The organism is Burkholderia sp. AU16741, from assembly GCF_002223345.1.
Taxonomy (GTDB): domain Bacteria; phylum Pseudomonadota; class Gammaproteobacteria; order Burkholderiales; family Burkholderiaceae; genus Burkholderia; species Burkholderia sola.
In genome coordinates this window covers 192,491-217,207 of sequence record NZ_NKEZ01000003.1, presented here as the reverse complement: position 1 = coordinate 217,207, position 24,717 = coordinate 192,491, and the positions used below count along the sequence as shown (strand labels likewise).

17 protein-coding genes and 2 pseudogenes are annotated in these 24,717 nt (G+C 68.8%); 12 read left to right on the top strand and 7 right to left on the bottom strand.

The genetic code is table 11. The annotated features are described in order from the left end of the window. Positions 1 to 92: 92 nt before the first annotated feature. Positions 93 to 2,897 (bottom strand): bifunctional [glutamate--ammonia ligase]-adenylyl-L-tyrosine phosphorylase/[glutamate--ammonia-ligase] adenylyltransferase, encoded by a 2,805-nt coding sequence (gene glnE / locus CFB89_RS03330; RefSeq protein ID WP_089466728.1) that lies wholly within the window; start codon positions 2,895 to 2,897, stop codon positions 93 to 95. Between the two features lie 230 nt (positions 2,898 to 3,127). Between glnE and CFB89_RS03325 the strand changes: the two genes are divergently transcribed. The 6 genes and pseudogenes from CFB89_RS03325 (at position 3,128) to CFB89_RS03295 (ending at position 12,014) form a co-directional block, all read left to right on the top strand. Further along, entirely contained in the window at positions 3,128 to 7,327 is a 4,200-nt protein-coding gene (locus tag CFB89_RS03325; protein WP_089466727.1) for a YhdP family protein, read from the top strand. A 60-nt stretch (positions 7,328 to 7,387) separates the two neighbouring features. Next, a complete protein-coding gene (locus CFB89_RS03320) occupies positions 7,388 to 8,215 on the top strand; it encodes a carbon-nitrogen hydrolase family protein (protein WP_089466726.1) in 828 nt (275 codons plus the stop codon). Positions 8,216 to 8,299: 84 nt separating this feature from the next. Beyond that, positions 8,300 to 9,766 carry a metalloprotease TldD gene (gene tldD / locus CFB89_RS03315; protein ID WP_089466725.1) on the top strand — a complete coding sequence of 489 codons (1,467 nt, stop codon included), beginning with the start codon at positions 8,300 to 8,302 and terminating at the stop codon, positions 9,764 to 9,766. Between the two features lie 399 nt (positions 9,767 to 10,165). Then, positions 10,166 to 11,239, top strand: coding sequence for a 3-deoxy-7-phosphoheptulonate synthase AroG (gene aroG, locus CFB89_RS03305; protein ID WP_006476851.1), 1,074 nt, complete (start codon positions 10,166 to 10,168; stop codon positions 11,237 to 11,239). Positions 11,240 to 11,361: 122 nt separating this feature from the next. Then, positions 11,362 to 11,622: pseudogene (locus CFB89_RS03300) on the top strand (type II toxin-antitoxin system Phd/YefM family antitoxin); the annotation flags it as partial. Positions 11,623 to 11,626: 4 nt separating this feature from the next. Further along, positions 11,627 to 12,014 (top strand): annotated as a pseudogene (locus CFB89_RS03295) (type II toxin-antitoxin system VapC family toxin). A 95-nt stretch (positions 12,015 to 12,109) separates the two neighbouring features. Here the strand turns inward: CFB89_RS03295 and hmpA are convergent. Next, entirely contained in the window at positions 12,110 to 13,318 is a 1,209-nt protein-coding gene (gene hmpA / locus CFB89_RS03290; protein ID WP_089466724.1) for an NO-inducible flavohemoprotein, read from the bottom strand. A gap of 94 nt (positions 13,319 to 13,412) precedes the next feature. Then, positions 13,413 to 13,964, bottom strand: coding sequence for a cob(I)yrinic acid a,c-diamide adenosyltransferase (locus tag CFB89_RS03285; protein WP_089466723.1), 552 nt, complete (start codon positions 13,962 to 13,964; stop codon positions 13,413 to 13,415). 136 nt (positions 13,965 to 14,100) lie between these two features. Here CFB89_RS03285 and CFB89_RS03280 point away from each other — a divergent pair, with 136 nt between their 5' ends. The 6 genes from CFB89_RS03280 to proC all read left to right on the top strand — a co-directional run bounded on the left by CFB89_RS03280 (position 14,101) and on the right by proC (position 21,242). Next, a complete protein-coding gene (locus CFB89_RS03280; RefSeq protein ID WP_089466722.1) occupies positions 14,101 to 15,510 on the top strand; it encodes an FAD-binding oxidoreductase in 1,410 nt (469 codons plus the stop codon). A 37-nt stretch (positions 15,511 to 15,547) separates the two neighbouring features. Next, complete coding sequence (locus CFB89_RS03275) at positions 15,548 to 17,041, top strand: FAD-linked oxidase C-terminal domain-containing protein (RefSeq protein ID WP_059236029.1); 1,494 nt, start codon at positions 15,548 to 15,550, stop codon at positions 17,039 to 17,041. Positions 17,042 to 17,224: 183 nt separating this feature from the next. After that, positions 17,225 to 18,313: a glycolate oxidase subunit GlcE gene (gene glcE, locus CFB89_RS03270; RefSeq protein WP_089466721.1), complete on the top strand. Its 1,089-nt coding sequence runs from the start codon at positions 17,225 to 17,227 to the stop codon at positions 18,311 to 18,313. A 7-nt stretch (positions 18,314 to 18,320) separates the two neighbouring features. Then, positions 18,321 to 19,547, top strand: a complete 1,227-nt coding sequence (glcF, locus tag CFB89_RS03265; RefSeq protein WP_089466720.1) for a glycolate oxidase subunit GlcF — start codon at positions 18,321 to 18,323, stop codon at positions 19,545 to 19,547. Positions 19,548 to 19,677: 130 nt separating this feature from the next. Then, the gene (locus tag CFB89_RS03260; RefSeq protein WP_089467892.1) at positions 19,678 to 20,376 is read left to right on the top strand and encodes a YggS family pyridoxal phosphate-dependent enzyme; all 699 of its coding nucleotides are present in this window, start codon (positions 19,678 to 19,680) and stop codon (positions 20,374 to 20,376) included. A gap of 53 nt (positions 20,377 to 20,429) precedes the next feature. Further along, on the top strand, positions 20,430 to 21,242 hold the full coding sequence (gene proC, locus CFB89_RS03255) for a pyrroline-5-carboxylate reductase (protein ID WP_089466719.1): 813 nt from the start codon (positions 20,430 to 20,432) through the stop codon (positions 21,240 to 21,242). A 66-nt stretch (positions 21,243 to 21,308) separates the two neighbouring features. Here proC and CFB89_RS03250 read toward each other — a convergent pair whose 3' ends face one another. The 4 genes from CFB89_RS03250 to CFB89_RS33950 form a co-directional block, all read right to left on the bottom strand. After that, entirely contained in the window at positions 21,309 to 22,637 is a 1,329-nt protein-coding gene (locus tag CFB89_RS03250; protein ID WP_089466718.1) for an IS4 family transposase, read from the bottom strand. A 136-nt stretch (positions 22,638 to 22,773) separates the two neighbouring features. Beyond that, on the bottom strand, positions 22,774 to 23,637 hold the full coding sequence (gene ubiA / locus CFB89_RS03245; RefSeq protein ID WP_089466717.1) for a 4-hydroxybenzoate octaprenyltransferase: 864 nt from the start codon (positions 23,635 to 23,637) through the stop codon (positions 22,774 to 22,776). A gap of 208 nt (positions 23,638 to 23,845) precedes the next feature. Further along, the gene (dpsA, locus tag CFB89_RS03240) at positions 23,846 to 24,334 is read right to left on the bottom strand and encodes a non-specific DNA-binding protein DpsA (protein ID WP_089466716.1); all 489 of its coding nucleotides are present in this window, start codon (positions 24,332 to 24,334) and stop codon (positions 23,846 to 23,848) included. A 123-nt stretch (positions 24,335 to 24,457) separates the two neighbouring features. Continuing rightward, the gene (locus tag CFB89_RS33950) at positions 24,458 to 24,706 is read right to left on the bottom strand and encodes a hypothetical protein (protein WP_144030054.1); all 249 of its coding nucleotides are present in this window, start codon (positions 24,704 to 24,706) and stop codon (positions 24,458 to 24,460) included. Positions 24,707 to 24,717: the final 11 nt, after the last annotated feature.

Below are 24,717 nucleotides of genomic sequence, written 5' to 3'. Positions count from 1 at the left end.
CGGCGCACGCACCGGTCTTTTTTTGCGAGAAGCGGCCTCCCGATCGCGCCCGCACTGCCCGTCGATTCGCACACCCGCCTCAAACACTCAACTCAAACGCCCGTTTCAACCGCCCCGAACACCCGCGCCCACAGCGCCGTCACGGCCGCGCGCTCTTCGGCCACCACCGCCGGATCGACGCGCGCCTTCTCCATCCCGTCGAGCCGCAGCTTGTGCTGCAGCTTCCGGTACGTGCGATACGCGGCGCCGACGCGCTCGGCCTCGTCCTCGCCCATCAGCCCGAAACGCGCGACCTCGCGCAGCAGCGCGATATTGCCGGTATTGCGGATCAGCTCGGCGTCGCTCGACGCATGCAGCAGCACCCAGTACTGGACGATGAACTCGATGTCGACCATTCCGCCGCGATCGTGCTTCAGGTCGAACAGTTCGGTGTGGTTCGGATGGCCGGCGAACACCTTGCCGCGCATGTCGACGATCTCCTTCGCGAGTACCGCCCCGTCGCGCGGCGTCGTCAGCACCTGCTGGCGGATCGCCTCGAAATCCGCGCCGATCTGCGCGTCGCCCGCGCTGTAGCGCGCGCGCGTCAGCGCCTGGTGCTCCCACACCCACGCGGTGTTCGCCGCATCGCCCTCGCGCAGTTGATAGCGGCGGAACGCGTCGAGATCGGTGACGAGCAGCCCGGCCTCGCCGTTCGGCCGCAGACGCAGGTCGATGTCGAACAGCGCGCCCGCGCCGGTCGCGGTCGTGAGCCAGGTGATCAGGCGCCGCGTGAAGGTCGTGTAGACGTCCGCCGCGCGCTCGTCCGGGTCGTCGTACAGGAAGATCAGGTCGAGATCCGACGCATAGCCGAGCTCCTTGCCGCCCAGCTTGCCGTACGCGATCACCGCGAACTTCGGCACGTCGCGATGGCGCTTCGCGAGCTGCGACCACACGACTTCGATCGTCACGTCGAGCACCGCGTCGGCCAGCTCGGACAGCCGGTCGCTCACGTGCTCGACCGACAGTTGCCCGGCCAGGTCGATCAGCAGGATCCGGAACACCTCCGCGTGCTGCGCGTGGCGCAGCAGGTCCATCTGCTGCTCGGGGCCGTCGGCTGCCGCGAGCCGCGCGCGCAGCGCATCCTTGAACGCGGGCCAGTCGAACGGGCTCGCGATCGCCTCGTCGTCGAGCAGCTCGTCGAGCAGTTGCGGGTGGCGGATCAGGTAGCCGCCGCCCCAGCGCGTCGCGCCGAGCACCGACAGCACGCGGTCGAGCGCGGCCGGATATTCGGTCAGCAGCGCCAGATAGACGCCGCGCCGGCTGACCGTCTCCAGCAGGTCGAACAGGCGCACGATCGTGTCGTCGCGGCGCGCGGCGTCGATCTTCGGCGCGGCATCGAGCGCCCGCTGCGCGACGCTGTCGAAGCGCTGCCGGCTCTTTTCCGGCAGCCCGGTATAACGCGACGATTGCCAGACCGCGCGCAGCCGCGCGAGCACGGCGGCCGGATCGGCGAAGCCCAGGCCGTCGAGGCGCGCGACCAGCGCGTCGTCCTCGCCGTCGTCGGCCAGCGCGCCGCTCCAGATCCACGCGGCCGCCGTGTCGTCACCCGCCGTGCAAGGGCCGCCGCCCTTCACCTTGTCCGCGAAGATCTGGTCGAACTGCGCCTCGACGAAGTTCCGGTGTTCGTCCAGCACCGTCATCAGCGCCGCATAGTCGGCAAAACCGAGCGACGCGGCCAGCGCCGCGCGCTCGTCGGGCTCGACCGGCATCGCGTGCGTCTGCGCGTCGTTGCGGTACTGCAGCCGGTGCTCGAGCGTGCGCAGGAAATTGTAGGCGTCGGCGAGGCGCGCGCGCACGTCGTCGCCGATCAGCCCGCGGGCCTGCGCATGCCGCAGCACCGCGAGCGTCGGCCGCACGCGGAATCCCGCATCCTGGCCGCCGCGGATCAGCTGGAACACCTGCGCGCTGAACTCGATCTCGCGGATCCCGCCGCGCCCGAGCTTGATGTCGTCGGCCTTGTCCGGGCGCATCGACGCGCGCCGCGCGGCTTCGTGCCGGATCTGCTGATGCAGCGAACGGATCGCGCCGATCACGCCGAAATCGAGATAGCGCCGGTAGACGAACGGCTTGACGATCGATTCGAGCTGCGCCGCGAGCCGCTGCGCGGCGTCGCTGTCGCCTTCCGACACGAGCCGCCCCTTGATCCACGCATAGCGCTCCCACTCGCGCCCCTGCACGTAGAAATATTCCTCGAGCATGCCGATGCTGCAGACGAGCGGCCCCGAATCGCCGTTCGGGCGCAACCGCATGTCGACGCGAAACACGTAGCCGTCGGCCGTGACCTCGGACAGCACGCCGATCAGGCGCCGGCCGAGCCGCGTGAAGTATTCCTGCGTGGACAGCGGCGAACGCGCGCCGCCGGTGGTCTCGCCGTCGTCCTCGTACACGAAGATCAGGTCGATGTCCGACGACACGTTCAGCTCGCGGCCGCCGAGCTTGCCCATCCCGACCACGCCGAGCACGACGCGCTGACCGTCGGCGCCGCGCGGCTCGCCGTACTGCGCCTCGAGTTCGGCCGACAGCAGCGCGAGCGAGCGCTGCACGGCCACTTCGGCGAGATCGGTCATCGCGCCCGTGACCTCGGCGACGTCCGCGAGCCCGCGCAGGTCGCGCTCGGCGACCGCGCCGAACGCCTCGGCGCGCAACTGCCGCAACGCGCGCTTCAGTTGCTCGTCGCCCGGCGCGGCGGCGCCGGCCGGCGTCGCGAGCAGCGCGGTGAGACGCGCGTCGAGCTGCGCGCGGCCGAGCGGCGCGGCCGCCCACGCGGCGATCTGCTCGGCCAGCGCGGGCCGGGCGGCCGCCGCGCGGGCAAGGTAGCGGGAATAGGACGTGCTGATCAGGGCGGAAGCGTCGGTCATCGAGAAACGGGCCTGGCGAAAAGGCCGGCGGCGGCGGGCCGGCGCGTACGCGCCCCGCTGCCGCCGGCCCCATGGACTCGGCGCGGCCTCGCCGGACGCGCATGCGCCCGTCGCGACACCGCGCGCCGGAAAGCCCGTGCCGCGCTGCCCCCAACGGCCGCCGGCACGAACCCCTGTGATACATTTCAACGTCAATCTGCAAAACTACCATATCGCCGCCCGTCCGCCGCATGTCCGACCGTCAGGAATCCGCCGTAGCTGCGCCCGAAGCGGGACCTCCGAAGCACGATCATCCGGTCCTGCGTCGCGTGTTCAAGGTGACGCTGGCAGCCGGGATCGGCACCTACTTCGTCGCGGCCGGCGCCTTCCTCGGGCTGCGCTACGTGCTGCTGCCCCGCATCGACGAATTCCGCCCGCGCATCGAGCGCGCCGTGTCCGACAAGCTCCATGCGCAGCTTTCGATCGGCAAGCTTTCCCCGAACTGGTCCGGCATGCAGCCGGGCGTCGAACTCACGAACCTGACGATCCGCGGCCGTGACGGCAAGGTCGCGCTGTCGGTGCCGCACGCGACGGCCGCGCTGTCGTGGATGTCGCTGCTGCGGCTGTCGCCCGCGCTGTCGAGCCTGATCGTCGACCAGCCCGACCTCGTCGTCGCGCGGGCGGCCGACGGCTCGCTGAGCGTCGCGGGCGTCGGCGTCGCGACCACCCACGGCGGCAACGACACGTTCGGCACCTGGCTGCTCAAGCAGGAGGCGATCGTGCTGCGCGGCGGCACGCTGCGCTGGCGCGACGCGCAGCACGACGCACCGGAGCTCGTGCTGTCGGGCATCCGGCTCGCGGTGCTCAACGACGGCCGCGTGCACAAGGCCGCGCTGCAGGCGCCCGCGAACGGCACGCTGCTGCTCGGTCCGCTCGATTTCCGCGCGCGCTTCAAGCACAAGCCGCTCGCGCCGATCGGCAAGCCGGCGAACTGGACCGGCGACGCGTACCTGTCGACCGGCCCCGTCGACCTGCAGACGCTCACGCGCTATCTCGACGTGCCGCTCACGATCCACGCGGGCCGGATCGACAACGCGATCTGGGCGACCTTCGGCGACGGCCACCTGCGTTCGGCGGGCGGCGACCTGCAAGGCGCCGACGTCGTGCTGCGCGTGCGCCCGACCCAGCCGCGGCTCGACGTGCCGACCGTCGGCTTCGGCTGGGACATGGTGCTCGATGCGGGCCACGACTACACGCTGCACCTGACGCGCTTCAATGCGGAGCTCGGCCAGCCGCCGCTGCCGGACGGCACGCCGCTCGCCCGCTCGCTCGCGCTGTCGACGCTGACGGCGCGCTACCGCGTGCCGACCGCGAACCAGGGGCAATTGCTCAGCGTGGTCGGCGACCGCGTCGATCTCGGCATCCTCAGCGAATTCATCCGCGGGTTGCCGCTGCCGGCACGCCTGCGCAACGAGCTGATCAAGATCGACCCGCGCGGGATGGTGTCGAACTATCACATCGAGGTCGAGCGCGCGAAACCCGCGCGCGCCGATCTCGCCGACGAGGAGCGGCGCATGGGCGCCGCGCCGATCGTCCGCTACCGCTTCCTCGGCGATCTGCAAGGCATCAGCTTCGCCGCGCAGGAGCCGCCGCCCGGGCTCTCGCCGCGCGGCCACCCGCGCGCCGGCTGGCCGGGCGTCGAGAACCTGTGGGGCCGCGTCGATGCGAACGAGACCGGCGGCGCCGCGCATATCGACACGGTCCACGCAGCCGTCACCGTGCCCGGCGAATTCGACGAGCCGCGCCTGACGTTCGACCGGCTGCGCGGCAACGCCAAATGGACGATCACGCCCGCGCCCGGCGACAAGCACGCGCGCGTCGACGTGTCGCTGCCCGACCTGTTCGTGTCGAACCCCGATGCCGAAATCGCGGTGTCGGGCTCGTACACGAACCCCGGCCACGGCCGCGGCTCGCTCGACCTGCGCGCCGATTTCGCGCGCGCGTCGGTCGCGCGCATTCCGCGCTACCTGCCGACCGGGATGTCCGAGCACCTGCGCGACTATCTCGGCCATGCACTGCAGGACGGCAACGTGACCAAGGGCGCGTCGATCGTCGCGCGCGGCCCGCTCGAGAAATTCCCGTTCGAACACGAGCCGGACGCCGGCGTGTTCCACATCGTCGCGCCGTTCACCGGCGGCCGCTTCGAGCCGACGCCGTACCCGCCGCGCAAGCTCGCGAACGGCACGCCGAGCGTCTGGCCGGCGCTCGACGGAATCGACGGCGTGTTCGAGCTCGCGCAGAACAAGCTGCGTTTCGACATCCGGCGCGCGCACTACAAGCGCGTCGCGCTGACGAAGGTCGCGGGCCGCATCGACGATCTCGGCAATCCGTCGCACTCGCCGCTGATCATCGACGGCCATGCGCGGGGCCCGCTCGCCGACCTGATCGACTATGCGGACCACAGCTCGCTCGGCACGATGAGCCACCACGTCGGCCAGCGGATCGACGCGCAGGGCACCGCGTCGCTCGCGCTCAAGATCACGATTCCGCAACACGTCCCCCATCCGCACACGCACGTCGAAGGCGCGCTCGCGTTCGGCGGCAACACGCTGTCGACCCGCGGCGTGCCGCCGCTGTCGGCCCTGCGCGGCAGCGTCCGCTTCACCGAGGCCGGTGCATCGCTGCACGACCTGTCGGGGCGCTTCCTCGGCGGCCCGGTGCGCGCGAACGGCACCTTCCGGTCGCACGGCCCGTACGCGGTGGACGTCGACGGTCGGCTCGCGCTCGACGCCGCGCGCGGCCTGAACCTGCACGGCGCGGCCGCCGCGCTGCTCGAACACGTGGTCGGCGACGCGCCGTACAAAGTCGCGGTGCGCGGCGCGCCGGGCCGGCTGCCCGACGTCAGCGCGCAATCCGACCTGACGGGCGTGGCGCTGAACTTCCCGGCGCCGTTCGCGAAACCGGCCGGCACGCCGATGCCGTTCCGCTTCACGCTGCAGCCGGCGCCGCAGGCGGACGGCAAACGTCTCGAACACGCCGACCTGACGCTCGGCCCGGTGACCGCGACCTACCTGCTCGACGCGACGCGCGGCCAGCCGCTGCGCGCGGTACGCGGCGCGATGGGCATTCACCGGATGCCCGACATGCCGCAGGAGGGTGTGAGCGCGGCCGTCGACGTCGCCGAGCTGGACGCCGACGCGTGGCTCGCCCTCGCCCACACGCTGAAGCCCGCCACGCCGCGCGCGCCGGAACCGCAGGCCGCGCCGCGCGTCGATTTCGCGAGCTTCGCGCCGAAGCGCTTCGCGTTCCATTTCGACACGCTGAAGCTGCTCAAGCGCAACTGGGAAAACGCGATCGTCGGCGCGTCGCACGTCGACGACCTCTGGCAGGCGAACATCGCGTCGAACCAGGTGTCGGGCTACCTGTCGTGGGCGCCGGGCGGCGGCCACAACGGCGCGGGCGTGCTCAACGCGCGGCTCGCGAAGCTCGTGATTCCGGATAGCGCGCAGCACGATCTCGTCGGCCGCGCGATGAACCTGCCGACGCCGACCGACCGCCCGATGCCGTCGATCGACCTGATCGTCGACCAGGTCGTCGCGCGCAATCACGACATCGGCCGGCTCGTCGTCAACGCGCGCAACATCGACGAAGACGGCACGCCCGTGTGGCAGCTCGACAAGCTGGAACTGTCGAACCCGGCCGCGACGCTCACGGCCACCGGCAACTGGCGCACGTCGCGCCGCGCGCTTGCCCGCGGTGCCGACGAAACCGATGCGCCGCGCCGCACCGTGTTCGACTTCAAGCTCGACATCGACAACGCGGGCGCGCTGCTCGACCGCGTCGGCCTGCCGCGCACGCTCGCGGACGGTCACGGCTCGGTCACGGGCAAGGTCGGCTGGCGCGGCGGCCCGACCGCGCTCGACTTTCCGTCGCTCGGCGGCCAGGTCGCGGTGGACCTCGAGCACGGGAAGATCCTGAAGGTCGATCCGGGCGCGGCCAAGCTGCTTGGCGTGCTGAGCCTACAGAGCCTCGCGCGCTTCCTGACGCTGAACTTCCGCGACGTGGTCGGCAAGGGGCTGCCGTTCGACAAGATCACCGGTACCGGCCGGATTTCGAACGGCATCGCGCGCACCGACGACTTCTCGATGATGACGGGCCCCGCGAACGTCACCGTGCGCGGCGCGGTCGATCTCGGCACCGAGACGCAGGACCTGCATGCCCACGTCGCGCCGAAGATCAGCGCGGGCGCGGCCGCGATCGGGGCCGCCGTCGTCAATCCGCTGCTCGGCATCGGCGTGCTGGCCGCGAACTACGCGCTGTCCGAGACGCTGTCGCACGCATTCGCGCTCGACTACGCGATCACCGGCTCGTGGGCGCACCCGCACATCGAGCGGGTGCGGAGCGATCAGGGTAAGATGAATCACGGTCCGGCCGATGCATCGAGCCATTGAGCGCGCATCGAGCCGCCAGGCGCCGGGCCGCACCCCATTTATGACGCAAGCGATTCCGCGATGACCGATCACGCCCGTTCCGCCACGCCCTTCCAGGTCGCCGCGCTGCAGATGGTGAGCGCGCCGGACGTCACCCGCAATCTCGCCGAAGCACGCCGCCTGATCGCGGAAGCCGCCGGCGAAGGTGCGCAGCTCGTGCTGCTGCCAGAATATTTCTGCTTCATGGGCCACCGCGACACCGACAAGCTCGCGCTCGCCGAACCGTACCGGGACGGCCCGATCCAGCAATTCCTCGCCGACGCCGCGCGCCGCCACGGCATCTGGGTGATCGGCGGCACGCTGCCGCTGAAGGCGCCGGAACCCGACCGCGTGCTGAACACGACGCTCGCGTTCGATCCGTCCGGCAACGAGGCCGCGCGCTACGACAAGATCCACCTGTTCAACTTCGAGAAAGGCGACGAATCGTTCGACGAGGCGCGCACGATCCGCGCGGGCGACACGGTCGTCGCGTTCGACGCCCCGTTCGGGCGGGTCGGCCTGTCGGTCTGTTACGATCTCCGCTTTCCGGAGCTGTATCGCCGCATGGGCGACTGCGCGCTGATGGTCGTGCCGTCGGCGTTTACGTATACGACGGGCCGCGCGCACTGGGAAACGCTGCTGCGCGCGCGGGCCGTCGAGAACCAGTGCTACGTGCTCGCGGCCGCGCAGGGCGGCAAGCACGAGAACGGCCGGCGCACGTGGGGCCACAGCATGCTGATCGACCCGTGGGGCGAGATCGTCGCGGTGCGCGACGAGGGCGCGAGCGTCGTGCTCGGCACGCTCGATCCGCAACGCATCGCCGACGTACGCCAGAGCCTGCCCGCGTGGCGGCACCGCGTGCTGAGCTGAATCCGCCGCACCGCTTGAAACGCCGCGCGGCCCACCCATCTGCCCGGCAGCACCCGACAACTTTTTGAGAATCCCGATATCCGCATGAACATCATCGAACCCGGCATCCGCAACCTCGCGCTGGCGAAGGACATCCTGCTCACGCCGTACGGCCTCGACGAAAGCCTGCTCACGCGCACGATCGCCGACATCTTTACGCATCGCGTCGACTACGCGGACCTGTACTTCCAGGCGACCCGCAGTGAAGCGTGGAGCCTCGAGGAAGGCATCGTCAAATCGGGCAGCTTCAGCATCGACCAGGGCGTCGGCGTGCGCGCGATCGCGGGCGACCGCACTGCGTTCGCGTACTCGGACGACCTGTCGCCGGAAGCGATCGCACAGGCCGCTGCCGCCACCAAGGCGATCGCGGCGGCCGGCGGCGGCCGCCAGAAGATCAAGGCCGCCTCGTCGCTGACGGGCATCTCGGGGCGCGACCTGTACCTGCCGTCCGACCCGCTCGCGTCGCTCGACGCGACGGCCAAGGTCAAGCTGCTCGAGCGCATCGAGCAGATGGCGCGCGGCCGCGACCCGCGCGTCACGCAGGTGATGGCGGGCCTCGCCGGCGAATACGACGTCGTGCTCGTCGCGCGCAGCGACGGCGCGCTCGCCGCCGACATCCGCCCGCTCGTGCGCGTGTCGGTCACGGTGATCGCCGAACAGAACGGCCGCCGCGAGATCGGCTCCGGCGGCGGCGGCGGCCGCTTCGACTACGGCTACTTCACCGACGAAGTGCTGTCGCGCTACGTCGACGACGCCGTGCATGCGGCGCTCGTGAACCTCGACGCGCGGCCGGCGCCGGCCGGCGCGATGACGGTCGTGCTCGGGCCGGGCTGGCCGGGCGTGCTGCTGCACGAGGCGATCGGCCACGGGCTCGAGGGCGACTTCAACCGCAAGGGCTCGTCCGCGTTCGCGGGCCGGATCGGCGAGCAGGTCGCCGCGAAGGGCGTGACGGTGGTCGACGACGGCACGCTGCCGAACCGCCGCGGCTCGCTGAACATCGACGACGAAGGCAATCCGACGCAGTGCACGACGCTGATCGAGGACGGCATCCTGAAGGGCTACATCCAGGACACGCTGAACGCGCGCCTGATGAAGATGCCGGTCACCGGCAACGCGCGGCGCGAGTCGTATGCGGCGCTGCCGATGCCGCGCATGACGAACACGTACATGCTGAACGGCGACAAGGATCCGCAGGAAATCATCGCGTCGGTGAAGAACGGCCTGTACGCGGTGAACTTCGGCGGCGGCCAGGTCGACATCACGAACGGCAAGTTCGTGTTCTCGGCGTCCGAGGCGTACATGATCGAGAACGGCAAGGTCACCTACCCGGTGAAGGGCGCGACGCTGATCGGCAGCGGCCCGGAATCGCTGAAATACGTGAGCATGATCGGCAACGACATGTCGCTCGACACGGGCGTCGGCGTATGCGGCAAGGAAGGCCAGAGCGTGCCGGTCGGCGTCGGCCAGCCGACCCTGCGAATCGACAAGATGACGGTCGGCGGTACGGCATAACCGCATCACGACGCAGACAATCCGCGCATTTTGAATAAAACGCGCGGATTATCCGCATTTTCGAGCCCCCCCGGTTGCCAGCCGCGCGGGGACCGGGTATAAATTCCGAATCAACTTTTTTGACGAGCCGAATTTCCGTCATGTCCGCCAAGTTTTACTTTTACTTTTTTTGGTATCTCAGACCGCTGGCGGATCGAGAGGGTTGATGGCGCGTAAAGCGCAACCGAAATTCCCGAAAAAACCGCCGGCGAACCCGGCGGTTTTTTTTCGCCCTTCGCCAGCCGGTCGCCGCCGCAGTGGGTCCCGCGGCCCCGACCGGAACCACTGAATTGCCCGAATTGATGAATCTGCCGCACGCGCATTGACCGAACGGCGCCCCGAAAAATTAGGAGAAACAGCATGCCCCCGCACAACACCGACGACGTCCGCATTCGCGAACTCAAGGAACTGACGCCGCCCGCCCACCTGATCCGCGAATTCGCGTGCTCCGAAGCCGCGTCCGAGCTGATCTATCACTCGCGCCAGTCGATGCATCGCATCCTGCACGGGATGGACGATCGGCTGATCGTCGTGATCGGGCCGTGTTCGATCCACGATACGAAGGCGGCGATCGAATACGCGGGCCGGCTCGTGAAGGAACGCGAGCGCTTCAAGGGCGAGCTGGAAATCGTGATGCGCGTGTACTTCGAGAAGCCGCGCACGACGGTCGGCTGGAAGGGGCTCATCAACGATCCGCACCTCGACAACAGCTTCAAGATCAACGAAGGGCTGCGCACCGCGCGCGAGCTGCTGCTGCAGATCAACGAAATGGGGCTGCCGGCCGCGACCGAATACCTCGACATGATCAGCCCGCAGTACATCGCCGACCTGATCTCGTGGGGCGCGATCGGCGCGCGCACGACCGAGTCGCAGGTGCACCGCGAGCTCGCGTCGGGGCTGTCGTGCCCGGTCGGCTTCAAGAACGGCACCGACGGCAACGTGAAGATCGCGGTCGACGCGATCAAGGCCGCGTCGCAGCCGCACCATTTCCTGTCGGTGACGAAGGGCGGCCATTCGGCGATCGTGTCGACGGCCGGCAACGAGGACTGCCACGTGATCCTGCGCGGCGGCAAGGCGCCGAACTACGACGCGGACAGCGTGAACGCCGCGTGCGCGGACATCGGCAAGGCCGGCCTCGCCGCGCGCCTGATGATCGACGCGAGCCACGCGAACAGCTCGAAGAAGCACGAGAATCAAATTCCCGTGTGCGCGGACATCGGCCGCCAGATCGCGGCCGGCGACGAGCGCATCGTCGGCGTGATGATCGAGTCGCACCTCGTCGAGGGCCGCCAGGACCTGAAGGAAGGCTGCGCGCTGACCTACGGCCAGAGCATCACCGATGCGTGCATCGCGTGGGACGATAGCGTGAAGGTACTCGAAGGGCTCGCGGAATCGGTGAAGGCGCGACGCGTCGCGCGCGGCAGCGGGAACTGAAGGACGTTACTGGCTGACCGTATGGCCCCGCCTGCCGGCGAATTGGCCATGCGGCCAGCCTGCGGTCGGCGTGTCGCTCCGCTAGACCAGCTAACATCAGCTGGCTAACCAGAGGATCGGCCATGTCGACCGTCAACATGCACGATGCCAAGTCGCGGCTTTCCAGCCTCGTGGAAGCGCTTGAATCGGGGCGCGAGGCCGAAGTCGTGATCGCCCGCAATGGTCATCCGGTGGCCCGGATCGCTCCTTACGTCGCGCCGAAGCGGATCGGCGCAGCCCGTCAGTTGCTTGCCGGATTGAACATTCCAGCAAGCGTCGAGGCATTCAATGCCGGCGATGAATCGATCGCCGCCGACTTCGATGCCAGCTCGGACCAGGGCTTGCACCGTGAAGCTGCTGCTCGATACGCACATCGCGCTGTGGGTGGGCTGAAGGCGCGCCGCAGCTTTCGGCAACCGCGACCGCATTGATCGAACATCCCCAAAACACGCCGTACGTCAGCGCCGCGTCGATTTGGGAAATCGAGATCAAATACCGCCAAGGTATCTGCCCGTCCATCCGAGAGATGCGCGTCCGGCATTCGGCTTGCAGGTTTTGCGGAGTTGCCGATCAGCAGCGATCACGCAGAGGCAGTCGCCGCGTTGCCGGATTCCCGGACCACGCCGATCCGTTCGACCGCATGACGGTCGCGCAGGCACTCCATGAAGGGATGCCGCTCGTCAGTGCCGAGCCGAAGGTGTGGCGCTACCACGCAACGCTGATGTTGCGCGCCTGAAGTCGCCCCCCACGGCGCCGCAACGACAAAGCCCGGCTCGCGCCGGGCTTTGTCGTTGCGTCATTGCATTGACCGAAATCGGCCGTCCTCCGTCCTCACTCGAGCGCACCCGACCCGAAGATCTCCGTGTTCACCCGTTCCGGCGCGACGCCGAGCGCGACGAGCGCGTCGCACTGCGCCTTCATGAACGCGATCGGCCCACAGATGTAGTAATCGGCGTCCGGCACCAGCGCGTACTGCTGCACACGCTCCGGCGTGAGACGCCCTTCGAGATCGTGGTCGATGCCGGCCCGATCGTTCGGGCCGACCACTTCGTACAGCACCGTGCGCTTCACGTTCGCGTGCTCGCGCGCCGTGTCGTTCAGCCAGTCGCGGAACGCGTGCACCGCACCGGAACGGCATGCATGGATGAACCGCACGTCGCGCTGGCTGCCAGCGGCGATCAGCGTCGACGCCATCGACATCATCGGCGTGATGCCGACCCCGCCCGAAATCAGCACGACCGGCGTATCCACGTCGCGCTTCAGCGAGAAGTCGCCCATCGGCGCGGTCACCTCGACGATCGCGCCCGCTTCGACGCCATCGTGCAGCAGCGTCGACACCTTGCCGGCCGGGATCGCTTCCGGCTTGCCGGCCTCGCGCTTCACCGAGATGCGCAGCCATTTGCCGTGCGGCGCGTCGGACAGGCTGTACTGGCGCGGCTGGTCGACGCCGAGATCGCCGACGAAGCGCTTCACCGTGACGTACTGGCCCGGCTCGAACGTCGGCGCGTCGCCGCCGTCGGCCGGCGTCAGGTAGAACGACGTGATCTCGTCGCTTTCACGCACCTTGCGCGCAACCTTGAACGGGCGGAAGCCGCTCCATGCGGCGTTCGCGTACAGGTCGGCCTCCGCGCCGATCAGGATCCGCGCGAGCTGGCCGTAGGCCACGCGCCACGCTTCCAGCGTGTCGGCATCGACCGCGTCGCCGAGCACCTCGACGATCGACGCGAGCAGGTTCTCGCCGACGATCGGGTAATGCTCGGGACGGATGTTCAGGCTCGCGTGCTTGTGCGAGATGCGCGACACCGCGCCGCCCAGCACGCCGAGGTTGTCGATGTTGGCCGCATACGCATAGACGGCTTTCGCGAGCGTCTCGGGCTGGCTGCCGGTCTTCTGGTGCGTCTGGTTGAACAGGTTCTTCAGTTCCGGATGACGCGCGAACATGCGCTGATAGAAATGCTTCGTGATCGTCGCGCCGTGCTCGGCAAGGACGGGGGCGGTGGCCTTCACACGGGCCATCTGGTCAGCGGTGAGGTGGGTCATGTTCGTTCTCCGTTAAACATGCACGTACGATACATGTTTAACGGAGAACGCTCCCTGGGCAAATTGTCGCAGTGCGCAAAACCGCGACGGCGCGCTAGCGGACGCGCCCGCGCTCCCACAGCACGTCGGCGCCGCCGCCGGCTCGGTTCAGCACGCGCGCCAGCACGAACAGCAGGTCGGACAGCCGGTTCACGTACCGCCGCGGCGCATCGTTGAGCGCGTCGTCGCGCCCGAGCGCGACGATCGAGCGCTCCGCGCGGCGGCACACGGTTCGGCAGACGTGCGCGAGCGACGCCGCGCGCGAGCCGGCCGGCAGGATGAATTCCTTCAGCGGCGGCAGCGTCGCGTTGTAGTGGGCGAGCCACTGGTCGACGCGCGCGAGGTGCGTGTCGTCGATCACCGTATGGCCAGGAATGCACAGCTCGCCGCCGAGATCGAACAGGTCGTGCTGGATCGTGACGAGCGCGGTGCGCACGTCGTCGGGCAACGGCTCGGCCAGCAGCACGCCGAGATTCGAGTTCAGTTCGTCGACATCGCCGATCGCGGCGATCCGCGCGTCGTCCTTGCCGATGCGCCGTCCGTCGCCGAGCCCGGTGGTGCCGTCGTCGCCCGTGCGCGTCGCGATCTTGCTCAAGCGGTTGCCCATGCGAATGTCCTCTCGTGCGCGGCCGCGACGCGGCCCGGTTGGCTGGAACGCGATTATCGCAGCCCGCGGCGGGAGGCGCAGCAGGCGTTACAGCGTAGAATGGGCCGACAGTACGACAAGCAGTCAGGAGACATTCGTGAACCACCCCGCCCCGCCGGCCGCCACGCGCCGCCCGCTGCCCCCCGCCATGCTCGATGCGCTGCGCGCCGCTTTCGGCGAGCGCGTGTCGACCGCCGACGCGGTTCGCGCCCATCACGGCCGCGACGAATCCCCGTTCGACCCGCAACTGCCCGACGCCGTCGTCTTCGCGCACAGCACCGACGACGTGCGCGAAGTCGTGTCGCTGTGCTCGCTCTACAGCGTGCCGCTGATCCCGTACGGCGCCGGTTCGTCGCTCGAAGGCCACCTGCTCGCGGTGCGCGGCGGCGTGTCGCTCGACCTGTCTGAAATGAACCGCGTGCTGTCGATCAACGCCGAAGACCTGACCGTGACGGTCGAGCCGGGCATCACGCGCAAGGCGCTCAACGAAGCGCTGCGCGACACCGGCCTGTTCTTCCCGATCGATCCGGGCGCCGACGCCAGCATCGGCGGGATGACCGCGACGCGCGCATCCGGCACCAACGCGGTGCGCTACGGCACGATGCGCGAGAACGTGCTCGGCCTGACCGCGGTGCTCGCCGACGGCCGCGTGGTGAAAACCGGTTCGCGCGCGCGCAAGTCGTCGGCCGGCTACGATCTCACGCGGCTGTTCGTCGGCTCCGAAGGCACGCTCGGCGTGATCACCGAGATCACGCTGCGCCTGCACCCGCTGCCGGAAGCCGTGTCGGCCGCGATCTGCACGTTCCCGACGATGGCCGACGCGGTCCGTACCGTGATCGAGACGATTCAGATCGGCGTGCCGATCGCGCGCGTCGAGTTCGTCGACGCGCTCGCGGTGCGCTCGATCAACCGTCACTCGAACCTGACGCTGGCGGAAGCGCCGACGCTGTTCTTCGAATTCCACGGCACCGACGCCGGCGTGAAGGAACAGGCCGAACTCGTGCAGGCGCTCGCCGGCCAGAACGCCGGCCAGGGCTTCGAATGGGCGACGCGCCCCGAGGATCGCACGCGGCTCTGGTCCGCGCGCCACAACGCGTACTTCGCGATGCTGCAGTTGAAGCCCGGCTGCCGCGCGGTGACGACCGACGTGTGCGTGCCGATCTCGCAGCTCGCCGCATGCGTCGAGGAAACCGAGGTCGACCTGCGCGCGTCGTCGCTGCCCTGCCCGATCGTCGGCCACGTCGGCGACGGCAATTTCCACGTCGCGATCCTGATCGATCCCGACAAGCCCGAGGAGCTCGCCGAAGCCGAACGCATCAACGACCGGATCGTCGAGCGCGCGCTGCGCCTGGGCGGCACCTGCACGGGCGAGCACGGCGTCGGGCTGCACAAGATGCGCTTCCTGCCGAAGGAGCACGGCGACAACGCGATCGACACGATGCGCGCGATCAAGCTCGCGCTCGATCCGCGCAACCTGATGAATCCGGGCAAGATTTTCACGTGCTGACCCGGCGGCGCGAGCTCGCGCCCCCGTTGGAGACCTCATGAACGCTCCCGTCGAACTGTCGAGCGCCGCCCGCGCGCAGCGCCAGCGCGAAGTCGTGCAGGCGCTGATGGCCGTGCTGCCGACGCACTGCCTGCTGTACCGCGACGAGGACACGGCGCCGTACGAATGCGACGGCCTGTCCGCCTACCGGCGGCTGCCGCTCGCGGTCGCGTTGCCCGAGACGGAGTCGCAGGTGCAGCGGATCGTGCAGATCTGCCGCCGCATGGAAGTGCCGATCGTGCCGCGCGGCGCCGGCACGAGCCTGTCCGGCGGCGCGCTGCCGATCGCGCTCGGCGTCGTGCTGTCGCTCGCGCGCTTCACGCGCATCGTCGAAGTCGACCCGTACGCGCGCACCGCGACCGTGCAGCCCGGCGTGCGTAACCTCGCGATCTCGGAGGCGGCCGCGCCGTACGGCCTGTATTACGCACCCGATCCGTCGTCGCAGATCGCATGCACGATCGGCGGCAACGTCGCGGAAAATTCCGGCGGCGTCCACTGCCTGAAATACGGGCTGACCGTGCACAACGTGATGCGCGTGCGCGCGGTGACGATCGACGGCGAGGTCGTCGAATTCGGCTCGCTCGCGCTCGACATGCCGGGCCTCGACCTGCTCGCGGTGATGATCGGCAGCGAAGGGATGTTCGCGATCGTCACCGAGGTCACGGTGCGGCTGATCCCGAAGCCGCAGACCGCGCAGCTCGTGATGGCGAGCTTCGACGACGTCGTCAAGGGCGGCGAGGCGGTGGCGGCGATCATCGCGTCGGGCATCATCCCGGCCGGGCTCGAGATGATGGACAAGCCGGCCACGCAAGCCGTCGAGGCGTTCACGCACGCGGGCTACGACCTCGACGCGAAGGCGATCCTGCTGTGCGAATCGGACGGCACGCCGGAAGAGGTCGCCGAGGAAATCGTGCGGATGACGGCCGTGCTGCGCGAACACGGCGCGACGCGCATCCAGGTGTCGCGCAACGAACAGGAGCGGCTGCGCTACTGGTCGGGCCGCAAGAACGCGTTCCCGGCCGCCGGCCGCATTTCCGCCGACTATTACTGCATGGACGGCACCGTGCCGCGCCGCGCGATCGGCCCGCTGCTCGCGCGCATCGAGCAGCTCGAAACGCGCTACGGGCTGCGCTGCATCAACGTGTTCCATGCGGGCGACGGCAACATGCATCCGCTGATCCTGTACAACGCGAACGATCCGGACGAGCTGCACCGCGCCGAGCAGTTCGGCGCGGAAATCCTCGAATGCTGCGTGGAATTCGGCGGCAGCGTGACGGGCGAGCACGGTGTCGGCATCGAAAAACTCAATTCGATGTGCGTGCAGTTCTCGCCGCAGGAGCGCGATGCGTTCTTCGCGGTCAAGCGCGCATTCGATCCGGCCGGGCTGCTAAACCCGGACAAGGGCATCCCGACCCGCGCGCGCTGCGCCGAATACGGTCGCCAGCACGTGCGCGGCGGGCTGCTGCCGCACCCCGACCTGCCGCGTTTCTGAGCGGCGCGCGGGTCGCGGCCCGCCACCGGCGGCCGCGGCGCGGGGCTCTGCCGGGCCGCACGGCGCGGCCCCGCACCGGCGCCGGCATGCCGCACGCGAGACGGGGCTTAGGGATAGTCGCGATGTGGAATCGCGCCACCCCGGTACAATCGACCGAACAACAAGTCGAGGCAGCAACGGAACATGGAAGAGGACGACATCGTCGCCGGATGGGCCGAGCGCGTGCGCGCGGCCAGTGCCGACGGCCGGCCGCTGCGGATTCGCGGCGGCGGCACCAAGGACTGGTACGGCCAGGCGCTCGAGGGCGAAATACTCGACACGCGCGCGTTTCAGGGCATCGTGTCGTACGACCCGGCCGAACTCGTCGTCACGGTCCGCGCGGGCACGCCGCTCGCGCAGCTTGAAACCGTCCTCGCCGAGTGCGGCCAGATGCTGCCGTTCGAGCCGCCGCATTTCGGCCGCGCGGCCACCGTCGGCGGCTGCGTCGCGGCCGGCCTCGCGGGCCCGCGCCGCGCCACCTGCGGCGCACCGCGCGATTTCGTGCTCGGCGTCACGCTGATGAACGGCCGCGGCGAAATGCTGCGCTTCGGCGGGCAGGTCGTGAAGAACGTCGCCGGCTACGACGTGTCGCGGCTGATGGCCGGCGCGCTCGGCACGCTCGGGCTGATGCTCGACCTGTCGATCAAGGTGCTGCCGATGCCCGTCGCCGAGGTCACGCTGAAGTTCGAGATGACCGCGACCGACGCGGTGCGCAAGCTCAACGAATGGGGCGGCCATCCGCTGCCGGTCAGCGCGAGCGCGTGGCGCAACGGCACGCTGGTGCTGCGCCTGTCGGGCGCGGAAGCCGCCGTGAAATCCGCGAAAACGCTGCTCGGCGGCGAAGTCGTCGACGCGGTCGAGGCCGAGCGCTTCTGGGCCGGCCTGCGCGAGCACACCGACCCGTTCTTCAACGGCATCCCGCCCGGCTACGCGCTGTGGCGCCTGTCGCTGCCGTCGATCACCGAACCGATGCACCTGCCCGGCACCCAGTTGATGGAATGGGGCGGCGCGCAGCGCTGGTGGATCACCGACGCCGACGCGCAAACCGTGCGCATGAGCGCGAAGCAGGCCGGCGGCCATGCGACGCTGTTCCGCGCGGGCGACACCTACGACCGCAGCGCGGGCGTGTTCACGCCGCTGCCCGCGCCGATGATGAAGATCCACCGCGGGCTGAAAAGCGCGTTCGATCCCGCGCGCATCTTCAATCGCGGCCGGCTTTACCCTGATCTCTGAGGGCTGGATGCAAACGAATCTCGCCGATTTCATCCGCAACACGCCCGACGGCGACGAGGCCGACGCGATCCTGCGCAAGTGCGTGCACTGCGGGTTCTGCACCGCGACCTGCCCGACCTATCAACTGCTCGGCGACGAACTCGACGGCCCGCGCGGCCGCATCTACCTGATCAAGCAGATGGTCGAAGGCGCGACCGTCACGCGCAGCACGCAACAGCACCTCGACCGCTGCCTCACGTGCCGCAGCTGCGAGACCACCTGCCCGTCCGGCGTCCAGTACGGCCGGCTCGTCGAGATCGGCCGCAAGCACGTCGAGGCGCGGGTGGAGCGCCCCGCGCAGCAGCGGCTGATGCGCCGCGTGCTCGCGAGCGTCGTGCCGAACGCCGCGCTGTTCTCGCCGGTGATGCGCCTCGGCCAGCACGTGCGGCCGCTGCTGCCGAAGCGGCTGCGCGACAAGGTGCCGCCGCGCACGCGGCTGCTCGAATGGCCGCACCGCACGCATACGCGCAAGATGCTGATGCTCGGCGGCTGCGTGCAGCCGTCGATGCTGCCGAACATCAACATCGCGACCGCGCGCGTGCTCGACGCGCTCGGCATCGAGACGGTCGTCGCGCCCGACGCGGGCTGCTGCGGCGCGATCCGCCTGCACCTGAACTATCACGACGAAGCGCTCGACGACGCGCGCCGCAACATCGACGCGTGGTGGCCCCACGTCGAACAGGGCGCCGAGGCGATCGTGATGAACGCGTCGGGCTGCGGCGCGACGGTGCTCGAATACGCGCACCTGCTGCGCGACGATCCGGCCTACGCGGAGAAGGCGCAGCGCATCGTGTCGCTGACGCGCGACGTCTCCGACGTGCTGCTCGCGTTCGAGGCCGAACTCGCGACGATCGCGCGGCGCCGCGCGATCCATACGGTCGCGTACCACCCGCCGTGCACGCTGCAGCACGGCCAGCAGTCGCGCGGCAAGGTCGAGCGCCTGCTGGAGACGCTCGGCATCGACGTGCGGCTGCCGGCCGACAGCCACCTGTGCTGCGGCTCGGCCGGCACCTACTCGCTGACGCAGCCGTCGCTGTCGTACCGGTTGCGCAAGCAGAAGCTGCTGAAGCTGCAGGCGCTCGAACCGCAGATGATCGTGTCCGGCAACATCGGCTGCATCGCGCACCTGCAAAGCGGCACGCAGGTGCCGGTCGCCCACTGGATTCAGCTCGTCGAGCATTTGCTGTACGGCTAGACCCCGCCGTCCCTGCGCGCAACGGGCGGACGGGCGCACGCACGGCGTCCGTATAATGAGCGGACCGATGCGCGGCGTGTCGCGGCGCATCGGCTTCATGTCCGCTTCCGTGCCTGCTTTCGTGCCCGTCATGTCCGATCTCGCCGCCCGCCTCGACTCCGTTCACCGCCGCATCGCCGACGCCGCCCGCGCGGCCGGCCGCGATCCCGCCACCGTCTCGCTGCTCGCCGTGTCGAAGACGTTCCCGGCCGACGACGTGCGCGCCGCGCATGCGGCCGGGCAACGCGCGTTCGGCGAAAACTACGTGCAGGAATCGATCGACAAGATCGACGCGCTCGCCGATCTGCGCGCGAGCCTCGAATGGCATTTCATCGGGCCGCTGCAATCGAACAAGACGCGCGCCGCCGCCGAGCGCTTCGACTGGGTCCATTCGGTCGACCGGCTGAAGATCGCGCAGCGCCTGTCGGAACAGCGCCCCGCGCACCTGCCGCCGCTCAACGTGTGCGTGCAGGTGAACATCAGCGGCGAGGCGTCGAAGAGCGGCGTCGCGCCGGCCGACGTGGCGGAAGTCGCGCGTGCGGTCGCCGCGCTGCCGTCGCTGCGGCTGCGCGGCCTGATGGCGATTCCCGAACCGGCCGGCGACACCGACGCGCAACGCGCGCCGCATCGCGCGCTGCGCGCGTTGTTCGACACGTTGCGCGCCGAGGGCCTGCCGCTCGACACGCTGTCGATGGGCATGTCCGCCGATCTCGAAGCCGCGGTGCTCGAAGGCGCGACGATCGTGCGCGTCGGCACCGCGATCTTCGGCGCACGCGATTACGCGCACTGAACGCCGCGCCCTTTTCCGCCTTTTCGTTCACTCACTCGCTCATTCCCGACATCATGAAAATCGCATTCATCGGCGGCGGCAACATGGCCGCGGCCCTGATCGGCGGCCTGATCAAGCGCGGCGTCGCCGCGGACGGCCTGTACGCCATCGACGTCAACGAAGACGTCCGCGCGCGCGCCGCGCAGCAGTTCGGCATCCGTACCGGCGCGGCCATCGACGCGACGCTCGCCGACTACGACGCGATCGTGCTCGCGGTGAAGCCGCAGGTGCTGCACGACGTCGCGCAGGCGCTCGCGCCGCACCTGAAGTCGCAGCTCGTGATCAGCATCGCGGCCGGCATCCGCGGCACGGATCTCGCCCGCTGGCTCGGCGGCTACGCGCGCGTCGTGCGCACGATGCCGAACACGCCCGCGCTGGTCGGCATGGGCGTGACGGGCCTGGCCGCGCTGCCGGGCGTCGACGCGGCCGGCCGCGAACTCGCGTCGAACGTGCTCGGCGCGGTCGGCGAGATCGTGTGGTTCGACGACGAATCGCAGCTCGACGCGGTCACCGCGATTTCGGGCAGCGGCCCCGCGTACGTGTTCTATTTCATCGAGGCGCTGCAGGAAGCCGCGCGCCGTCTCGGCATGAACGACGAGCAGGGCCGCGCGCTCGCGGTCGCGACGTTCACGGGCGCCGCGCAACTCGCCGCGCAATCGGGCGAACCGGCGAGCGTGCTGCGCGAACGCGTGACGTCGAAGGGCGGCACGACGGCCGCCGCGCTTGCGGCGTTCGACGCGCAGGGCGTGAAGGAAGCGATCGTGCGCGGCGCGCTCGCGGCCGAAGCGCGGGCGAAGGAAATGGGCGACGAGCTCGGCCGCGCGTAAGCGCGACAGCGACGCCGGTTTGTCCGGCGCCGGGCGCAAAAAAGCGACCCTCGGGTCTAATGCCGTTCAGTTAAGGTTCTTTTTAAGGACGCGGACGGCATAGCGTTTTGGCACGGCCTTCACGGCCCGCTCGAATTTTCGAGCGGGCCGTTCTTCTTTGAGTAGCGCGACCAGACGTAGTCGCAGTCGTTGCAGCAGGGCTGGGAGTTTGCCCTGCGCACGGGTAACCGCGGCCCAGTGCAATTCGTACTGGATGACGTGGAAGGCGCGCACGAAGCTAATCTCGGTCGGCTCGCACTTCACCGCAAGCGCGGCCTTGGCAATCTCCAATCGCACGAGGTTGTAGGCAATCAGCGCGCCCCAGATTTCCTGATACACCCCCTCAACGCTGCGGCTGCGCAGGATCGGCGCCATGCCCATCATCGTCTGCTTGAGTTCTCGATAGCTGGTTTCAATTTGCCAGCGGCGCGCATAGCAGGCCACGATATCGGCGCTCGTGTAGCGTTTTCGGTCGAACAGTGACGTCAGCAGTACGCGCTTGCGGGCACTTGAGTCGACCAGGGTGACGGCTCGCGCCTGCCACACCTCTGGCAGGTCCGGGCATTTCTTGCGTGCCTGGGGCGACACGCGCATGCTTACCACCGCATCATCAGGCGTTCCCTCGATGACTTCCCATTTGGTGTTGGCCTTGGCCGGGATGAGGAAGTGACGGTTCGAACCCGCGCGGCTCAAGCCACACAGGATTTCTGCAGATAGAAACCCCTTGTCGAATACCGTCAGCGAATCATCGGGGATGGCGTCGAGCAGATCCTTGGCATATAGCATCTCGTTCGTGCCATACGGACCGAACGCCGCGCTGCGGATCAGGTGCGTGGGCACGGCAGTCAGCGTCACGCCACGGACCTGCGGATAACTGGCGATGGTGTTGCCGGCATAAACCTGGGCGCCGAAATGAGCCCGATGTTCGGGGGTGTCCGCCGTCCTGAGCGTCGTGCCATCCATCGCAAACAGGCTCAACCCCTTGAACAGGTATTGTTTGCGGTCCTGCTCGGCCCACGCCTTGGCCGACAATTCGAACAGCGCCTTCAGTGGTTGCGCGCCCAGGCGCTGCCGGGCCTGAGCGACAGCGCTCTTGCTGACGAACGGCGCCTGCATATCCGGTAGCGCAAGATCGAGATCGTCGACAACCTCGCTGATCGATTGATGCCGATACAATGCCAGCGCAATAACCAGCCAAACAACCTGTTCAGCGGGCAAGCGGCGTTGCCGGATGCTCGCCCGTCCCGTGTAAGCCACCACCTGCTCAATCCACTCGTAGGGCAAGTGCTCACCCAGACGAGCCCAGTCGGGCGTCTCCTGTTCTTCAGCGAGAAAATTCAGGGTGTCATCAAGCATGGCGACGCAGGTTAACAGCCTCCATCACCGTTTACAACACCCAAAACAAAAATGCCGTTCAGTTCTTAACTGAACGGCATTAGCCCTCGGGTCGCTTTTTCGTGGGCGCCGCGCGAAAAGACGCGCGCAGCGTCGTTCAGTTGCCAGCCAGCAGGTAATGCGCGGCAATCCCCGCGAACAGCGCGCCGCCGAGCCAGTTGTTGTGGCGGAACGCCGCGAAGCACGGCATCCGTTCGCGATCCTTGATCAGCGTGTAGTGATACAGCGCGCAACCGGCCGCCGCCGCCCAGCCCACCCAGTACGCGAGGCCGAAGCCGAGCGTCACGCCGATCCACACGTAGATGCCGAGCGTCGCCGCGTAGCACGCCATCACGGCCGCGACGTCGAAACGGCCGAACGTCAGCGCGGACGTGCGGATGCCGATCTTGATGTCGTCGTCGCGATCGACCATCGCATATTCGGTGTCGTACGCGACCGACCAGAAGATGTTCGCGACCAGCATCACCCACGCCAGCGCCGGCACCGTGTCCTGCACGGCCGCGAACGCCATCGGGATGCCGAAGCCGAACGCGATGCCGAGATACGCCTGCGGAATCGCGAAGAAGCGCTTCATGAACGGATAGGAGCCGGCGACGAACAGCGCGACGACCGACAATTCCTTCGTCAGCGTATTGAGCGGCAGGATCAGCAGGAACGCGATGAACGACAGCCCGACCGCGATCGCGACGGCTTCCCATGCGCGGATCTTGCCCGACGTCAGCGGCCGGTCGGCCGTGCGCTTCACGTGGCGGTCGAAATCGCGGTCGGCGTAATCGTTCATCGCGCAGCCGGCCGAGCGCATCAGCAGCGTGCCGAGCGTGAAGATCGCGAGCAGCGGCCAGCGCGGGTGGCCGTCCGACGCGATCCACAACGCGTTGAGCGTCGGCCACAGCAGCAGCAGGCTGCCGATCGGCTTGTCCATCCGGACGAGCCGCAGATACAGGGGAAAGCGGGCAAGCATGGCGAAGCACCGGGAAGAGAATCCCGGCATTTTAGAGCCGACCGGTGTTCCGCGTCATGTCGGCGCGACCCGCGGCCGGCGTCCGCAACGAGCGGGCGGGCCGCAGCGGCACGCCGCGCGCGGCCGCGCCCCAACGCACGTCAATCCGGGGCCAGAGTCGGCCCCGCCCCGGAGCGGGCCAGCCTGCCGTCCCCGGCCGCGGCCGGGCTTACGCGAGCAGCGACCGCAGCATCCATGCGGTCTTTTCATGCGTCTGCAGGCGCTGCGTGAGCAGGTCGGCGGTCGGCTCGTCGCTCGCCGCGTCGGCGATCGGGAAGATTTCGCGCGCGGTGCGCACGACCGTCTCGTGCCCTTCGACGAGCTGGCGAATCATGTCCTCGGCGGCCGGCACGCCCTTCGCTTCCGGCACCGACGACAGTTTCGCGAATTCGGCGAACGTGCCGGGCGCGACGACGCCCAGCGTCCGAATGCGCTCGGCGATGGAATCGACCGCGAGCCACAGTTCGTTGTACTGCTCCTCGAACATCAGGTGCAGCGTGTTGAACATCGGCCCGGTCACGTTCCAGTGGAAATTGTGGGTCTTCAGGTACAGCGAAAACGTATCGGCAAGCAGGCGCGACAGGCCATCCGCGATGTTCTTGCGGTCCTTGTCGCTGATACCGATGTTGATCTGCGTGGCGTTGCCTTTCTTGGCCATCTTCGGGACTCCTCATTCGACATGTTGAACCGGCGAAAATGCGTCGAGCAATCCGCATGCCGTGTCGTGCGGCACGCGTTCGCGACTCGCCATTCTAGCGTCGCGAAGCGATCGTCGCAGCGTTCAGCCGCCGGCGGCCGACACGATCGGCGCCAGCGCGTGCAGCGCTTGCGAGACCAGCTCCGCCGCCCCGCCGACGACGATCGCGAAGCCGACGACGTAGCGCGCCAGCTCCGCCGGCGAGCGCAGAATGGGCGACGCAGCCGCGCGCATGTTGAGCATCATTTGCGTCATGGTCGTCACTCCTTTGACAAGACATCGTTCAGAGAAGAAACGGCCGGTCGCCGGACCGGCCGTTTCACGTTGCTGCATTTACTGCGTTA

Bases quoted from the DNA above. Each gene is read 5' to 3' on its own strand.
- glnE (WP_089466728.1), bottom strand. From the start codon at position 2,897: ATGACCGACGCTTCCGCCCTGATCAGCACGTCCTATTCCCGCTACCTT.
- CFB89_RS03325 (WP_089466727.1), top strand. From the start codon at position 3,128: ATGTCCGACCGTCAGGAATCCGCCGTAGCTGCGCCCGAAGCGGGACCT.
- CFB89_RS03320 (WP_089466726.1), top strand. From the start codon at position 7,388: ATGACCGATCACGCCCGTTCCGCCACGCCCTTCCAGGTCGCCGCGCTG.
- tldD (WP_089466725.1), top strand. From the start codon at position 8,300: ATGAACATCATCGAACCCGGCATCCGCAACCTCGCGCTGGCGAAGGAC.
- aroG (WP_006476851.1), top strand. From the start codon at position 10,166: ATGCCCCCGCACAACACCGACGACGTCCGCATTCGCGAACTCAAGGAA.
- hmpA (WP_089466724.1), bottom strand. From the start codon at position 13,318: ATGACCCACCTCACCGCTGACCAGATGGCCCGTGTGAAGGCCACCGCC.
- CFB89_RS03285 (WP_089466723.1), bottom strand. From the start codon at position 13,964: ATGGGCAACCGCTTGAGCAAGATCGCGACGCGCACGGGCGACGACGGC.
- CFB89_RS03275 (WP_059236029.1), top strand. From the start codon at position 15,548: ATGAACGCTCCCGTCGAACTGTCGAGCGCCGCCCGCGCGCAGCGCCAG.
- glcE (WP_089466721.1), top strand. From the start codon at position 17,225: ATGGAAGAGGACGACATCGTCGCCGGATGGGCCGAGCGCGTGCGCGCG.
- glcF (WP_089466720.1), top strand. From the start codon at position 18,321: ATGCAAACGAATCTCGCCGATTTCATCCGCAACACGCCCGACGGCGAC.
- CFB89_RS03260 (WP_089467892.1), top strand. From the start codon at position 19,678: ATGTCCGATCTCGCCGCCCGCCTCGACTCCGTTCACCGCCGCATCGCC.
- proC (WP_089466719.1), top strand. From the start codon at position 20,430: ATGAAAATCGCATTCATCGGCGGCGGCAACATGGCCGCGGCCCTGATC.
- CFB89_RS03250 (WP_089466718.1), bottom strand. From the start codon at position 22,637: ATGCTTGATGACACCCTGAATTTTCTCGCTGAAGAACAGGAGACGCCC.
- ubiA (WP_089466717.1), bottom strand. From the start codon at position 23,637: ATGCTTGCCCGCTTTCCCCTGTATCTGCGGCTCGTCCGGATGGACAAG.
- dpsA (WP_089466716.1), bottom strand. From the start codon at position 24,334: ATGGCCAAGAAAGGCAACGCCACGCAGATCAACATCGGTATCAGCGAC.
- CFB89_RS33950 (WP_144030054.1), bottom strand. From the start codon at position 24,706: ATGCAGCAACGTGAAACGGCCGGTCCGGCGACCGGCCGTTTCTTCTCT.